The sequence below is a fragment of the Ponticoccus litoralis genome (assembly GCF_039769985.1).
Classification (GTDB): Bacteria; Pseudomonadota; Alphaproteobacteria; order Rhodobacterales; family Rhodobacteraceae; genus Ponticoccus; species Ponticoccus litoralis.
On record NZ_JBDNCH010000002.1, the window covers coordinates 680,186 to 694,285 of the forward strand.

The following is a 14,100-nucleotide window of genomic DNA, read 5'->3' on the forward strand; positions in this document are numbered from 1 at the left end:
GAGAGGGCGGCCCACCCGCCCCCTCTCAACCCCCTCGCTCCCTCCCCGGGATCAGGTTGCGATATCAGATGGCCGAGGAATGCCCGGCCTTGCTGAGATCGTAGGCGTCGAAACTGCGCGCGATCATCCGTGTCAGGGGCCGCGCCTTCACGGGAACGAAAAGCCCCTCCCCGGTGACCTGCACCTGCCCCTTGAAGGCTGCCTCTGCCTGATGAAGCATGGCAAAGAGCGCATCCCGCGACAGGCTGAAATCGCGCAGGATCTCGACCGCGTCGATGCGGAAATCGCACATCAGCGCCTCGATCAGGCGGTCGCGCAGGCGGTCCTCGTCGGTGAAGACATGGCCCCGCGCGGTCGAGAAACGCCCCTCGCGGATCGCCGCGACATGGGCCGAGGTCGCCGATGCGTTCTGTGCGAAGCCCTGCGGAAAGCGCGAGATCGACGAGGCGCCGAGGCCGATCAGCGCGGCGGCGGTGTCGTCGGTATAACCACGGAAGTTGCGCCGCAGCTTGCCGGTCTTCTGCGCCACGGCCAGCCCGTCCCCGGGCGCGGCAAAGTGGTCGATGCCAATCTCGGCGTAGCCGTCCCAGACAAACAGCCGCCGCGCCGTTTCGAAGAGGTCGAGCCGCTCTTCCGGCGTGGGCAGCGCGTCCGAGGGGATCATCTGCTGGCGCTTGGCCATCCACGGCACATGAGCGTAGCCGTAAAGCGCCACGCGGTCGGGCGCGAAGGACAGAAGCTTCTGCACGGTCTCGGTGATGCGCGCCCGGGTCTGGTGCGGCAGGCCGAAGAGGATATCGGCGTTCAGGCTGTGAACGCCGCGCGCGCGGATCATGTCGACCGCGCGCCGGGTGATCTCGAAGCTCTGCTCGCGCCCGATCGTCGCCTCGGATGTCCGGGTCGAAATCCTGCACCCCGATGGAGGCCCGGTTCATGCCGCCCTCGGCCAGCACGTCCAGCCGCGCCTCGTCGATCTCGTTCGGGTCGATCTCGACCGAGAACTCGGCGTCGGGCGCAAAATCCGCCACCTCGGCGATGGCCGCGATCAGCCGCCGCATCAGCTCAGGTGTCAGCAGCGTCGGCGTGCCGCCGCCCCAGTGCAGACGCGACAGGCGGATGCCCTTCGGCAGGTGCCGCTTCAGCAGCGCCAGCTCGGCCTCCAGCGTGGCGACGTAGCTTTCCACGGGCGACAGTGTCGCAGTCCCCTGCGTGCGGCAGGCGCAGAACCAGCACAGCCTGCGGCAGAACGGCACATGGATATACAGCGAAATCTCACCACCCTCTGGAAGCGCCTGAATCCATTGACAAAACCGGCCCGGATCAACGTTTCCGGCAAAATGAGGGGCAGTCGGATAAGAGGTATAGCGCGGCACTTTGGCATCGAAGAGACCAAGGCGCCCGAGTTGTGTTCGTGTATCCATACGGGTAGGGTTACAGGACATCCCGGACGGGTTGCCTTGACGCAGATCAAACGGGGGTTTGAGCCATGCTGAACGAACGAGATCTTGCCGCGCACCAGGATTGCGAAAGCTGCCCGATCCGGCATCGCGCCGTTTGTGCACGCTGCGAGACCAACGAGCTCGAACGCCTGGAAGAGATCAAGTATTACCGCAAGTTCGAGGCCGGGCAGACGGTGATCTGGTCCGGCGACCGGATGGAGTTCGTGGGGTCGGTGGTGTCCGGCATCGCCACCCTGACCCAGACGATGGAGGACGGGCGCAGGCAGATGGTGGGCCTCTTGCTGCCCTCGGATTTCGTCGGACGCCCGGGCCGCGGGACCGCCGCCTATGATGTCGTCGCGACCACCGATCTGGTGATGTGCTGTTTCCGCAAGACACCCTTCGAAGACATGATGCAGAAGACGCCGCACATCGCGCAGCGCCTGCTGGAGATGACGCTGGACGAACTGGATGCGGCGCGGGAATGGATGCTGGTGCTGGGCCGCAAGACCGCGCGCGAGAAGATCGCCTCGTTACTGTCGATCATCGCGCGGCGCGATGCCACGCTGAACCAGCGCGGCACCGAGGGGCCGCTGGCCTTCGACCTGCCGCTGACGCGCGAAGCCATGGCCGATTACCTCGGCCTGACACTGGAGACCGTCAGCCGTCAGATCTCGGCGCTGAAGCGGGACGGCGTGATCGTGTTGCAGGGAAAGCGCCACGTCACGGTGCCGGACATGTCCCTGCTGCTGGAAGAGGCCGGCGACGACGCGGACGGCGGTGTCTTTGCCTGACCGCCTGCCCTTCCAGACATGGGACGTCTTCACCGACACGCGCTTCGCGGGCAATCCGCTGGCCATCGTCGATCAGGCGGACGGGCTGGACCCGGCGCGGATGCAGGTGCTGGCACGCGAGTTCAACCTGTCCGAGACCATCTTCGTGCAGCCCCCGGACGACCCGGGCCATAGCGCCAAGGTGCGCATCTTCTTTCCCACGGTAGAAATCCCCTTTGCCGGGCATCCGACCATCGGCTGCGCCATCTTCCTTGCCACCCGTGCTGCGCCCGAGGGCGACTTCGAAACCGAGGTGACGCTGGAAGAGCAGGCCGGGCTGGTGCCGGTGCGGGTCTGGCGCCGGGATGGATCGGTGCAGGCGGAATTCGTCGCACCCGTGCTGCCCCATGCCCCGGCGGCGGGCGCGGTTCCCGAACCGGCGGCGCTTGCGCGCGCCTGCGGTCTGACGCCGGAACAGGTCGGCTTTGGCGACCATGTGCACGGGCTCTGGCAGGGCGGCCCCGCCTTCCTGTACATCCCCGTCGCCGATCCGGACGCGCTGGCCATGGCCCGCCCGCAGGAACCGGCATGGTCCGACGCCCTGCAGGCCGCCGGTGTGGACAGCGCCTATCTTTATACCCCGCAGGGGGAGGGCTACCGGGCGCGCATGTTCTCTCCGACCGCGGGCATCCCCGAAGACCCGGCGACCGGCTCTGCCTCGGCCATCCTCGCGGCGCAGCTTCTGGCCAGCGGCGCCCTGCCCGAGGGCGAAACGCGCATCGCCTTGCAGCAGGGCGTCGAGATGGGGCGCCCCTCGCGCATCGGCCTGACCGTGGTGGTCACGGCGGGCGCGATTGCGCAGGTGCGCGTCGCGGGCAGCGCCGTTCCGGTCAGCGAAGGCCGGATCGCCCTGCCCGATCGGCCCTGAGCGCGCCCCGCCGGGCGGCCCTGCCCCGGTGCAGGCCCCTGCCCCCAGCGGCGCCCCGTCATGCTGTTCTCGATGCCGCGGTGGCAGGGAGGGGCATCCCCTGCCCCGCAGATCTCAGGATTCCGCCATGAAGACCGGAGAGAACCCGCCAAAGATCATGCGCTTGCCGTCGAAGGGCATCGACAGCCTCTCCCACCGTTTGTCCGTCGACATGCTGGCATGGCAGGCATCGACCGCCGCCTTGTCCCGCCAGACCACCCAGGCAAAGACGATCTTCTCACCGGGCTCGCGCTTGACCGCCATCGGGAAAGAGGTCACCTCGCCCTCGGGCACATCCTCTTCCCAGCACTCCCAATGGGCCAGCGCGCCGTATTCCTCGAACAGCGGCCAGGCCGCTTCGGCGCTGTCGATATAGGCCTGCTTGTTGGCCTCTGGCACGGCAGCGACGAAACCCTGTACGTAGGACATGATGACACACTCCCTTTCCCATGTGTTGCCCCGAGCCTGCATCGGAAATAAGTTGATATCAACATGAATCCCGACATGCACCCCGACCTGCCGATTTCCGCCACCCTCGAGGTGCGCGACCGCTGCCTGTGTTTCCGGGCGCAACGCGCGGCGCGGGCCCCGGCGCGGCGCTTCGATGCGGCGCTGAAGCCCTTTGGCCTGTCGAACGGGCAGTTCTCTATCCTGATGGCGATAAACCGGCCAGAGGCGCCGCGCATATCGGAGCTTGCGCCCTTCCTTGCCATGGACCGCACGACGCTGACCGCGGCGCTGAAGGTGCTGGAGCGGCGCGGACTGGCCGAGACCAGCCCCGACCCCGACGACAGGCGCGGGCGGCGACTGCATCTGACCCGCGCGGGGCAGGAGCTGCTGATCGCGGCCCTGCCGGTCTGGCGCGACGCCCATGATGCGGTTGACGCCGATCTTGCGGGGAACGGGATCGACGCCGAGACGCTGGCGAGGGCTCTGCTCTCCCTCGCCTGAGGGCCGGATCCCCGGCATCCGGCCTGTCGCGCGCCCTGCCCGGCGACAGGGCCGTTTCGCAGCTACCCGGGCCGCGGCAGGATGCCCTGCCCTGCGCCCGGGGTCCGGGCGCGTCAGTGCGCCATCAGCACCGAGACCTGCGTCTGCTCCAGCATCGAGCGGGTGGCGCCGCCAAGGATCGCCTCGCGGAACCGCGAATGGCCATAGGCCCCCATGACCACCAGATCCGCATCGACATCCGTGACATGGCGCAGCAGCACATCCGCGACGCGCGGCATGGTCTTGGACAGCACGTCGACCTTGGGCCGCACCCCGTGCCGGGCAAGGAACTGCGACAGCAGGCCACCGGGGTCGGAGCGGGTCGGCCCGTGCTGCGGCGGGTCGATGACGACCACATGCACCGCCTTGGCCTGTGTCAGCAGCGGCAGCGCGGCGCGTACCGCGCGCATCGCCTCGCGGCTTTCGTTCCACGCGATCACCACGCGCTCGGGCTGCGGCTTCACCGTGACGCCATCGGGCACGATCATCACCGGCACCTGTCCTTCGAACAGCGCGCCCTCCGTCACCGGCTCCAGCTCTATGCCGCGCTCCTTGCCGTAGGGCTGCGGCAGCACCACGAGGTCGGCGAACCGCGCATGCGCGGCGATTTGGCGCCCGATATCGGCAAGCTGCGCAACGCGGTGATCCACCGCCCAGCGCAGTTCCTCGCGCTGCAACCGCTCCTTTGCAAGGCCCGCCAGTTCTTCCGCCTCGGCATTCGCGCGGCTCAGGGTTTCCTGAAGCACCATGGCGTTGGCACCGGCATAGTAATAGCCGGTCTGGGTCCGGTCGACGCCGAGGCAGATTACCTCGAGATGCGCGTCGTGGCCTTGGGCAAAAGCTGCGGACTGGGCTAGGGTGCTGTTCAGCAGACTGGTGTCGGTCAGCGCGGTCAGTACGGTCTTGTATGTCATGACACACCTCCAGGTTGTCGATACAGATAGGCTATCCGCACGGCGCGGATGCCACCTTGACGCGTGTCAAAACGCAGGGCCCCATTGCTTGATGCAGATCAAGGCTTTGTTGATGCCGACAGCGCAGTAACGGCACCAGTCAAAGATTGCCTGTGCGGCAGCGATTCCGTGTGGGACAGACGAAGGGACGAAACATGTTGAATTATCTCAAGCTCATCGTGCTTGGCCTGATCGCGATATTCGCGATGATCGCGGCCAACTATGCACGCGATGTTGCTTACATGGTCCATGCGATCATCATCCTGCTGATCTCCGCAGGGATGTTCGTCTGGGTCCTGCGCAACACGGATGAACCGGCGCCCCTGCCGGCCAATCAGAACGAATACATGGACGGGGTGATCCGCTACGGCGTCATCGCCACCGCCTTCTGGGGCGTGGTGGGTTTTCTCGCCGGTACGTTCATCGCCGCCCAGCTGGCCTTTCCGGCGCTCAATTTCGACTGGGCCGAGGGCTATGCCAACTTCGGGCGCCTGCGCCGCTGCACACCTCGGCGGTGATCTTCGCCTTTGGTGGCAACGCGCTGATCTGTACCTCGTTCTACGTGGTCCAGCGCACCAGCGCGGCGCGGCTCTGGGGCGGCAACCTCGCGTGGTTCGTCTTCTGGGGCTACCAGATCTTCATCGTGCTGGCGGCAACCGGCTACCTGCTGGGCTCGACCCACGCCAAGGAATACGCCGAGCCCGAATGGTACGTCGACTGGTGGCTGACCATCATCTGGGTCGCCTATCTCGCCGTCTTCGTCGGCACCATCGTGAAGCGCAAAGAGCCGCATATCTACGTGGCCAACTGGTTCTACCTCGCCTTCATCCTGACCGTCGCCATGCTGCACGTGTTCAACAACCTCGCCATTCCGGTCTCGATCTGGGGGTCGAAGTCGGTGCAGGTCTTCTCGGGCGTGCAGGACGCCATGGTACAGTGGTGGTACGGCCATAACGCCGTGGGCTTCTTCCTGACCGCCGGCTTCCCGGGCATGATGTACTACTTCATCCCGAAACAGGCCGGTCGTCCGGTGTACAGCTACAAGCTGTCGATCATCCACTTCTGGGCGCTGATCTTCCTGTATATCTGGGCCGGTCCGCACCACCTGCACTATACCGCCCTGCCCGACTGGGCCGCGACACTGGGCATGGTGTTCTCGATCATCCTGTGGATGCCGTCCTGGGGTGGCATGATCAACGGCCTGATGACGCTGTCCGGCGCATGGGACAAGCTGCGTACCGACCCGGTGCTGCGGATGTTCGTGATCTCGCTCGGCTTCTACGGCATGTCGACCTTCGAAGGCCCGATGATGTCGATCCGCGCGGTCAACTCGCTGTCGCATTACACCGACTGGACGATCGGCCACGTGCATTCCGGCGCGCTTGGCTGGAACGGCATGATCACCTTTGCCTGCCTCTACTTCCTGACGCCCAAGCTGTGGAACCGTCAGGGCCTCTACTCGCAGGCCATGGTGTCCTGGCACTTCTGGCTCGCCACCATCGGCATCATCTTCTATGCGGCATCCATGTGGGTGACCGGCATCATGGAAGGCCTGATGTGGCGCGAGGTGGATGCCAATGGCTTCCTCGTGAACAGCTTCGCCGACACGGTCAGCGCCAAGTTCCCGATGTATGTGGTGCGCGCCCTGGGCGGGGTGCTCTACGTCGCCGGCGGCCTGATCATGTGCTACAACCTGTGGATGACGGTGAAACGCGCCCCGGCCCTCGAGGCCGGCGCCGCGACCGCCCATGCCACCCCGGCCGAATAAGGAGGACCGGACATGGCTGATAACCCGAAAATCACCGATCCCGCCAAGGACCCCAAGGTCGACCAGCTGGGCGACGGCGTCCCCAACGAGCTGCCGCACCAGTCGTGGGTCTTCAAGCACCACTCGAAGCTGGAGCGGAACGTCACGCTTCTGGCGGTTCTGGCCTTCCTGACCGTGACCATCGGCGGGCTGGTGCAGATCGTGCCGCTCTTCTACCTCGAGAACACCATCGAGGACGTCGAGGGCATGCGCCCCTACACGCCGCTGGAACTGGCGGGCCGTGAGATCTACCTGCGCGAGGGCTGCTACGTCTGCCACAGCCAGATGATCCGCCCGATGCGCGACGAGGTGGAACGCTACGGTCACTACTCGCTGGCGGTCGAATCCAAGTACGACCACCCGTTCCAGTGGGGATCGAAGCGGACCGGGCCGGACCTGGCCCGCGTGGGCGAGCCGCTACTCGGACGAGTGGCACGTCGACCACCTGCGCGACCCGCAGTCGGTGGTGCCGGAATCGGTGATGCCCAAATACGGCTTCCTCGAGGAAACGCTGCTCGACGGGCGCTACATGGACGACCTGCTGCGCACCAACGCCATGGTCGGCGTGCCCTACACCGACGAGATGATCGCCGAGGCGCAGCGGGACTTTGTCGCGCAGGCCGACCCGGACAGCGATTACTACGACGGGCTGGTGGACCGCTACGGAGAGGTCAATATCCGCAACTTCGACGGGGCACCCGGTGTCTCGGAGGCGGATGCGCTGATCGCCTACCTGCAAATGCTGGGCACGCTGGTCGATTTCTCGACCTTCACGCCCGACGCCAGCCGGTAAGGGGCCAGGATGGAGAACTACAGCTTTCTGAGACAGCTGGCGGACAGCTGGGGCTTGCTGGTCATGTTCCTGATCTTCGTGGGCATCATCTTCTGGGCCTTCCGGCCCGGAAGCCGAAAGACCCACGAGGACACGGCCAACATCCCTTTCCGCCACGAAGATCGACCCGCCACACGTGAGGAGGACGGGAAATGAGCGACAAGAAACAGGACGACCTTGACTACGAAACCACCGGACACGAGTGGGACGGCATCAGGGAATACAACAAGCCGCTGCCCAAGTGGTGGCTCTGGACCTTCTACGCGACCATCGTCTGGGGCGTGGGCTACACCATCGCCTACCCGGCCTGGCCCATGGTCACCGGGGCGACCGCCGGTGTGCTGGGCTATTCCACCCGCGCCGAGGTCGCCGAGGAGATCGCCCGCGTCGAAGAGGCCAACGGCCCGATCAACGAAAAGCTCGCCTCTGTCGACCTGGCCGCGATCCAGGACGATCCCGAGCTTCTGAGCTATGCGGGCAACGCCGGGGGCGCCGTGTACCGGTCGTGGTGCGCGCAATGCCACGGCTCTGGCGCGGCGGGGTCCAGCCAGGCCGGATGGGCGGCGGGCTACCCGAACCTGCTGGACGACGACTGGCTCTGGGGCGGCTCGATCGAGGCGATCCACGAGACCATCAGCCACGGCATCCGCAACGAGACCGACCCGGACGCGCGGTTCTCGCAGATGCCCGCCTTTGGCCGGGACGAGTTGCTGTCCGGCGAAGAGGTCGATCAGGTCGTGAACCACGTCATGGTCCTGTCCGGGCAGGAACCCTTCGACCCCGCCGGGGCCGAAGCCGGGGCAGAGGTCTACGCGATCAACTGTGCCTCGTGCCATGGCGACGACGGCACCGGCGACCGCGATCAGGGCGCCCCGAACCTGACCGACGCGATCTGGCTGTACGGCGGAGACTTCGCGTCCATCCGCGAGTCGGTCTGGAATGCGCGGTACGGCGTGATGCCCGCGTGGTCGGATCGCCTGTCCGAGGCAGAGGTCCGCGCCGTGGCGACCTATGTCCACAGCCTTGGCGGCGGCGAGGCTTCCGAAGCGGAATGACCCGGCAGGCCTGACCGGCCCCGCAGCCCCCATGACGCCCCCGCCCGGCAAGGCGGGGGCGTCTTTGCATGTGCGCCCCCGGGGACCGCTTGCCCGGTCAAAGCAGGATTTTGCCCCGGGTTTTCGATTGCGCGGAAAATTTTACGAAATCTCAAGATTGTTGGCCGATCACCGATGGGCCACAGGATGAGAGCGCGCCATGACCTCTTCGGATTACGGATTGCCCGACCAGCCAGACGCCATGGAAAGGCTGTGCGCGAGCCTTTGCAACCATGCCAACGACGCAGTGGTGCTGACCGATTCCGACCGCCGGATCCTGTGGTGCAACCGGGCCTTCGAAGAACTGACCGGCTACACGCTGGCAGAGCTGGCGGGGCGCGACAAGGATGCGCTTTACGACGCCGCGGGCGACACCGCCCTGACCGGGCCGCGCTACGGCGGGCCCTCGGGCAACGGCCTGTTCCCGATGCGCCTGCGGCGCAAGGACGGCGCCTCCATCGCGACGGAAATGGCAAGCTGGCCCTGGGCGGGGTCCGGCGGACGGCTCGCCGGTCACTTCGCCATCTGCCGCGACACCACCGAGGAAGACCGCCAGCACCTGGCCCGCGACAGCTTTGTCGCGATCCTCACCGACCAGCGGCTGGACGAGCGGACAAAGATCGAGGCGATCCTCGCGCTGGCCTGCGACCATTTCAAGATGCCCGTGGCGCTGGTCTGCGCGCTGGAAGGCCAGACGATGAGCGTCGTGCACGCCAAGTCCTCGCTGATGACGGTCTCTCCCGGCACCCGTTTCGACCTTGGCCAGAGCATCTGCAGCACCACGCTGGCGGTGGACGGGCCGCATAACTTCGCCAATACGGTCGAGATCGGCGAGAACCCGACCTTCCTGTCCTACGGGCTGCGGTCCTACATCGGCAAGAAGCTGTCGGTCGGTGGCCATACCTTCGGCACGCTCAGCCTGTGCAGCCCACTGGACCGTCCGCATTTCACGCGACAGGATTCGGCGATGATCACGCTCCTGGCCTCGGGGATCGAGCAGCTGCTGGCGACGGAGATGCGGGTTCAGGCGCTGGAATCCGCCGCCACGCTGGACTGGCTGACCGGCGCCAGCACCAGCCGCCAGTTCCGCCAGCATCTGGACGACACCTTTGCGCAGGTCCGGCGCAACGCCGCGACCGCCAGCCTGATCCTCTTCGACGTGGATCACTTCAAGTCGATCAACGACCAGTTCGGCCACGACATGGGCGACCGCGCCCTGACGGAAATCGCCCGCCGCGCCCGCCGCGTCATCGGCCCCAACCGCAAGCTCTACCGCGTCGGCGGAGAGGAGTTTGCCGTGATCCTCGCGGGCTCTGGCGCCGACAGTGCCGCGATCATGGCCGAACGCCTGCGCAAGAAGGTCTCCGAACAGCAATTCCACGACGACCTGCCGCTGATCACCGCAAGTTTCGGCGTCGCCGAGCTGGACGAGGATCTGGGCGGCGCCGATGCCTGGCTGAAATGCGCGGACATCTCGCTGTATGCCTCCAAGAACAACGGGCGCAACCGGGTGACCAGCAACCGGTCGATCTCTGGCATCGACCTGCCAGACGAGGTGTCGCAGGCGCTTGGGCCCCGGCAGGCGACCGGGCCGAAACGACGCCTGCGGGTTTGACACAGGTCAAGGCAGGCCGGGCCCGAAACGGGCAATCTGTACGGGCAAGACCGGGCTCCTTCCTCCCGGTCGCGAAACACCCCGCCGCAAGGACCGGGGCGTGATGCGCCGATGCCCTGTCCTGTTCGCGCGTTTCCTGGGGCGTCGGCGCAGTTCCCTTCCCCGCAGTCTCTTGTCCCGGACGGACAGCGCAAAGGGCGCCGCATCGCGACGCCCCTTCACGGTTTTCCATCAGCCCTGACGGCAGGCGCCTCCCCGACCGGGATCGCCCCCGGGGGACGGGCGCCTGTGGCCCGTGACAGTGGCGCGGCACAAAGACCGCGGGATCAATCGTCGTAGCCCCGGCGCCCCGCCGCCGAATGCCGGACCGGCAGGTCCTCTTCCAGCCAGCCGAGCTTTGGCAGATCGCGCCGCGTGGGCCAGTCGGCGCGGTCTTCGGTCCGGGTCGCCGTCATGAAGCTTCTTGCGAAAATGCCGAACATCTCGGTCTCCTTTCCTCTTCGCCGTGATGCCTGCATCTTGACGCGACGCGCCGTGCCATGCGACTCAGCAATATAACCGTCATGTAAGTCAGGCTGACACATGGATTGGACCACCCTGCCCTCCCTTTCCGCCCTGCGGGCCTTTGCTGCCTACGCCCAAAGCCGATCCGTGGCCAAGGCCGGGGCTGCCCTGAATGTCAGTCACGCTGCCATCAGCCAGCACCTTCGGGCGCTGGAAAGCGATCTTGGCGTGGCGCTGCTGGACCGCAGCGGGCGCCGCATGGAACTGACCGCAGAGGGCGAAACACTGGCGCGCGCGCTGCTGGACGGTTTTGGCCAGATCGCCACCACCGTCGAGGCGCTGACCGGCGCCGATGCGACACGGCCTTTGCAGATCTCGACCACGCCGACCTTTGCCTCGGCCTGGCTGATGCCGCGCCTCAGCCAGTTCCGCGAGAAACACCCCGAGATCAGCCTGACCATCGACCCCTCGGCCACCGTCCAGACCCCGGAACCCGGCGGCATCGACGTGGCGCTTCGCTACGGCCAGGGCGACTGGCCGGGGCTGGAGGCCGAGCTGCTGGTGCGCTCTCCGATCGTGGTGGTCGCGGCGCCGACGCTCGTCGGCACCCGCGAGATCTCCAGCCCCGCCGACCTGCGCGAGTATCACTGGCTGCAGGAGCTGGGCACCAACGAGGCCACGGACTGGTTCGCCCTGCACGGCGTCGACCGCGATGCCGGGCACGGCTATGCCTCGCTGCCCGGCAACCTGATGCTGGAGGCCGCCCGCGCCGGCCGAGGAGATCGCCATCACCGCGGGGATTTTCGTGGCGCAGGACGTCGAGGCCGGGCGGCTGAGGATTCTCTTTGAAGACACGAGGAAGACAGGCTATTTTCTCGTCACCCGTCCCGGCATCCTGCGCCCGCCGCTGAAGGCCTTCACCACCTGGCTGCGGCGAGAGGCCCGCCGGTGACGGAACCGTGACCGAAAACCTGCCTCACAGAGTCAGAATTTGATACAGGTCAAGGCTGAGTGCGGGCCATGGCGCGACAAGGGCCCGAACGACCGACGTCAACGGAGCGAACCACCGTGTCCGACAGCAATACCCCCGCCCCCTCCCTTTATGCCGCGCGAGAGCCGATCTTCCCGCGCCGCGTGTCCGGAAATTTCCGCACCCTGAAGTGGGTGCTGATGATCGTCACGCTGGGCATCTACTATATTACCCCATGGCTGCGCTGGGACCGGGGGCCGCAACTGCCGGACCAGGCGGTGCTGATCGACCTCGCCAACCGGCGGTTCTTCTTCTTCTGGATCGAGATCTGGCCGCACGAGTTCTACTTTGTCGCGGGCCTGCTGATCATGGCGGGGCTGGGGCTCTTCCTCTTCACCTCGGCGCTGGGACGGGTCTGGTGCGGCTATGCCTGCCCGCAGACCGTCTGGACCGACCTCTTCATCCTCGTCGAACGCTGGATCGAGGGCGACCGCAACGCCCGCCTGCGCCTGCACCGGCAGAAGAAGATGGACCTGCGCAAGGCCCGCCTGCGGGTCACCAAATGGACCGCGTGGTTCCTGATCGGGCTGGCCACCGGCGGCGCCTGGGTCTTCTACTTCGCCGACGCCCCGACGCTGCTGCGCGACCTCGTGACGCTGAACGCCCACCCGGTCGCCTATACGACCATGCTGATCCTGACCGCGACGACCTTCTTCTTCGGCGGCTTCGCGCGCGAACAGATCTGCATCTACGCCTGCCCCTGGCCGCGCATCCAGGCGGCGATGATGGACGAGGACACGCTGACCGTGGGCTATCGCGTCTGGCGTGGCGAGCCGCGCGGCAAGGGCAATGTCCGCCGCAAGAAACAGTCCGAGGCCATGGCGGCGGAACAGGCCGCGCAGGCCACCGGACAGGGGCCGGATCTGGCGCAATACGCCGCGACGCCCTACCCCGGGCTCTCGGACGCGCCCGCCGCCGCCCCGGTGGACACCGCCGCCTTTCAGGACGGACCGGGCGATTGCATCGACTGCATGGCCTGTGTCAACGTCTGCCCCATGGGGATCGACATCCGCGACGGCCAGCAGATGGAGTGCATCACCTGCGCGCTGTGCATCGACGCCTGCGACGACGTCATGGCCAAACTGGGCAAGCCGCGCGGGCTGATCGACTACCTCGCCCTGTCCGACGAGCCGCGAGAGCGCGCCGGCCAAGCGCCACGCCCGGTCTGGAAGCACATCTTCCGTACCGCGCACGGTGTTGTATACCGCGCTCTGGTCGCTGGTGGGCATCGGTCTGGTCTTCGCGCTGTTCATCCGCCCCGAGATCGAGATGTCCGTGGCGCCGGTGCGCAACCCGACCTTCGTGACCCTGTCCGACGGCACCATCCGCAACACCTACGACGTGCGCCTGCTGAACAAGCACGGGGACGACCGGCCCTTCCGCATCTCGCTGGCCGGGGACGAATTCCTGCGCGTCCAGCTGGAGGGCACGCCCTACGAGACGGTGACCGTGCCGGCCAATGAAACCTACCTGCAAAAGGTCTATGTGCTGGCCCCGCGCGGCTCTGACCCGGCAGAATCCGAACGGACAGAGTTCCGCTTCTGGGTCGAGGATCTGACCAGCGGCGACCGCGCCCACAGCGACACCATCTTCAACGGAAGCGCCAACTGACATGACGACACAAGCAAAACGCGAATTCCGCCTGACCGGCTGGCACGTACTGGGGATCTTCGGCGGCGCCTTCGCCGTCATCATCGGCGTCAACATCGCGCTGGCGGTGAATGCGGTCCGCACCTTTCCCGGGGTCGAGACCAAGAACTCCTACATCGCCAGCCAGACCTTCGACGACCGCCGCGCCGCGCAGGAGGCACTGGGATGGACCGTCCGCGCCGATGCCACGGGCGACCGGGTGGAGCTGGCCATCACAGACGCCGAGGGCAAGCCGGTGCAGGCCGGCCAGCTGACGGCCACGCTGGGCCGGGCCACCCATGTCCAGGACGACCGCACACCCGATTTCACCTTCGACGGCCGGGCCTATGTGGCGCAAGAGGCACTGGCGCCCGGCAACTGGAACATCCGCATGACCGCCACCGCCCTCGACGGCACGCCCTTCGAACAGCGGGTCGTGCTGCATATCCGTCCCTGACCACCGGCTG

At 66.6% G+C, this 14,100-nt stretch carries 11 protein-coding genes and 4 pseudogenes; 11 read left to right on the forward strand and 4 right to left on the reverse strand.

The annotated features are described in order from the left end of the window. Window positions 1-64: 64 nt before the first annotated feature. Window positions 65-1,421 (reverse strand): annotated as a pseudogene (gene hemN, locus ABFB10_RS04360) (oxygen-independent coproporphyrinogen III oxidase). 65 nt (window positions 1,422-1,486) lie between these two features. Here hemN and fnrL point away from each other — a divergent pair. Together fnrL and ABFB10_RS04370 are read left to right on the forward strand one after the other, a co-directional pair. Then, window positions 1,487-2,233, forward strand: coding sequence for a transcriptional regulator FnrL (fnrL, locus tag ABFB10_RS04365; protein ID WP_347165567.1), 747 nt, complete (start codon window positions 1,487-1,489; stop codon window positions 2,231-2,233). Further along, window positions 2,220-3,140 carry a PhzF family phenazine biosynthesis protein gene (locus ABFB10_RS04370; protein ID WP_430522990.1) on the forward strand — a complete coding sequence of 307 codons (921 nt, stop codon included), beginning with the start codon at window positions 2,220-2,222 and terminating at the stop codon, window positions 3,138-3,140. Before fnrL ends, ABFB10_RS04370 begins: the two co-directional genes overlap by 14 nt. A 114-nt stretch (window positions 3,141-3,254) precedes the next feature. Here the strand turns inward: ABFB10_RS04370 and ABFB10_RS04375 are convergent, their stop codons facing one another. Continuing rightward, window positions 3,255-3,608 (reverse strand): DUF1428 domain-containing protein, encoded by a 354-nt coding sequence (locus ABFB10_RS04375; protein ID WP_347165569.1) that lies wholly within the window; start codon window positions 3,606-3,608, stop codon window positions 3,255-3,257. Between the two features lie 63 nt (window positions 3,609-3,671). Here ABFB10_RS04375 and ABFB10_RS04380 point away from each other — a divergent pair, with 63 nt between their 5' ends. Next, complete coding sequence (locus ABFB10_RS04380) at window positions 3,672-4,130, forward strand: MarR family winged helix-turn-helix transcriptional regulator (RefSeq protein WP_347165570.1); 459 nt, start codon at window positions 3,672-3,674, stop codon at window positions 4,128-4,130. A gap of 113 nt (window positions 4,131-4,243) precedes the next feature. On the opposite strand, the gene ABFB10_RS04385 is transcribed toward ABFB10_RS04380, so the two are convergent. Continuing rightward, window positions 4,244-5,083, reverse strand: coding sequence for a universal stress protein (locus ABFB10_RS04385; RefSeq protein ID WP_347165571.1), 840 nt, complete (start codon window positions 5,081-5,083; stop codon window positions 4,244-4,246). A gap of 194 nt (window positions 5,084-5,277) precedes the next feature. Here ABFB10_RS04385 and ccoN point away from each other — a divergent pair. The 5 genes and pseudogenes from ccoN to ABFB10_RS04410 all read left to right on the forward strand — a co-directional run bounded on the left by ccoN (window position 5,278) and on the right by ABFB10_RS04410 (window position 10,470). Next, window positions 5,278-6,890, forward strand: a pseudogene (ccoN, locus tag ABFB10_RS04390) (cytochrome-c oxidase, cbb3-type subunit I). 12 nt (window positions 6,891-6,902) lie between these two features. Then, window positions 6,903-7,722: pseudogene (gene ccoO, locus ABFB10_RS04395) on the forward strand (cytochrome-c oxidase, cbb3-type subunit II). Between the two features lie 9 nt (window positions 7,723-7,731). Further along, complete coding sequence (locus ABFB10_RS04400; protein ID WP_206564664.1) at window positions 7,732-7,917, forward strand: cbb3-type cytochrome c oxidase subunit 3; 186 nt, start codon at window positions 7,732-7,734, stop codon at window positions 7,915-7,917. Further along, entirely contained in the window at window positions 7,914-8,816 is a 903-nt protein-coding gene (gene ccoP / locus ABFB10_RS04405) for a cytochrome-c oxidase, cbb3-type subunit III (protein WP_347165572.1), read from the forward strand. The genes ABFB10_RS04400 and ccoP overlap by 4 nt, the downstream gene beginning before the upstream one ends. Before the next feature lie 199 nt (window positions 8,817-9,015). Further along, window positions 9,016-10,470 (forward strand): diguanylate cyclase, encoded by a 1,455-nt coding sequence (locus tag ABFB10_RS04410; RefSeq protein ID WP_347165573.1) that lies wholly within the window; start codon window positions 9,016-9,018, stop codon window positions 10,468-10,470. 326 nt (window positions 10,471-10,796) lie between these two features. Here ABFB10_RS04410 and ABFB10_RS04415 read toward each other — a convergent pair whose 3' ends face one another. Then, window positions 10,797-10,952 carry a hypothetical protein gene (locus ABFB10_RS04415; protein WP_347165574.1) on the reverse strand — a complete coding sequence of 52 codons (156 nt, stop codon included), beginning with the start codon at window positions 10,950-10,952 and terminating at the stop codon, window positions 10,797-10,799. Between the two features lie 100 nt (window positions 10,953-11,052). Between ABFB10_RS04415 and ABFB10_RS04420 the strand changes: the two genes are divergently transcribed. The 3 genes and pseudogenes from ABFB10_RS04420 to ABFB10_RS04430 all read left to right on the forward strand — a co-directional run bounded on the left by ABFB10_RS04420 (window position 11,053) and on the right by ABFB10_RS04430 (window position 14,090). Then, window positions 11,053-11,823 (forward strand): LysR family transcriptional regulator, encoded by a 771-nt coding sequence (locus ABFB10_RS04420; protein ID WP_347165575.1) that lies wholly within the window; start codon window positions 11,053-11,055, stop codon window positions 11,821-11,823. A 219-nt stretch (window positions 11,824-12,042) separates the two neighbouring features. Continuing rightward, window positions 12,043-13,615, forward strand: a pseudogene (locus ABFB10_RS04425) (RdxA/RdxB/FixG family protein). Window position 13,616: 1 nt separating this feature from the next. After that, the gene (locus ABFB10_RS04430) at window positions 13,617-14,090 is read left to right on the forward strand and encodes a FixH family protein (RefSeq protein WP_206564669.1); all 474 of its coding nucleotides are present in this window, start codon (window positions 13,617-13,619) and stop codon (window positions 14,088-14,090) included. The last annotated feature ends 10 nt before the right edge of the window (window positions 14,091-14,100 follow it).

Coding starts and splice junctions, on each gene's coding strand:
- ABFB10_RS04380 (WP_347165570.1), top strand. CDS start 3,672: ATGAATCCCGACATGCACCCCGACCTGCCGATTTCCGCCACCCTCGAG.
- ABFB10_RS04375 (WP_347165569.1), bottom strand. CDS start 3,608: ATGTCCTACGTACAGGGTTTCGTCGCTGCCGTGCCAGAGGCCAACAAG.
- fnrL (WP_347165567.1), top strand. CDS start 1,487: ATGCTGAACGAACGAGATCTTGCCGCGCACCAGGATTGCGAAAGCTGC.
- ABFB10_RS04385 (WP_347165571.1), bottom strand. CDS start 5,083: ATGACATACAAGACCGTACTGACCGCGCTGACCGACACCAGTCTGCTG.
- ABFB10_RS04415 (WP_347165574.1), bottom strand. CDS start 10,952: ATGTTCGGCATTTTCGCAAGAAGCTTCATGACGGCGACCCGGACCGAA.
- ccoP (WP_347165572.1), top strand. CDS start 7,914: ATGAGCGACAAGAAACAGGACGACCTTGACTACGAAACCACCGGACAC.
- ABFB10_RS04400 (WP_206564664.1), top strand. CDS start 7,732: ATGGAGAACTACAGCTTTCTGAGACAGCTGGCGGACAGCTGGGGCTTG.
- ABFB10_RS04430 (WP_206564669.1), top strand. CDS start 13,617: ATGACGACACAAGCAAAACGCGAATTCCGCCTGACCGGCTGGCACGTA.
- ABFB10_RS04410 (WP_347165573.1), top strand. CDS start 9,016: ATGACCTCTTCGGATTACGGATTGCCCGACCAGCCAGACGCCATGGAA.
- ABFB10_RS04420 (WP_347165575.1), top strand. CDS start 11,053: ATGGATTGGACCACCCTGCCCTCCCTTTCCGCCCTGCGGGCCTTTGCT.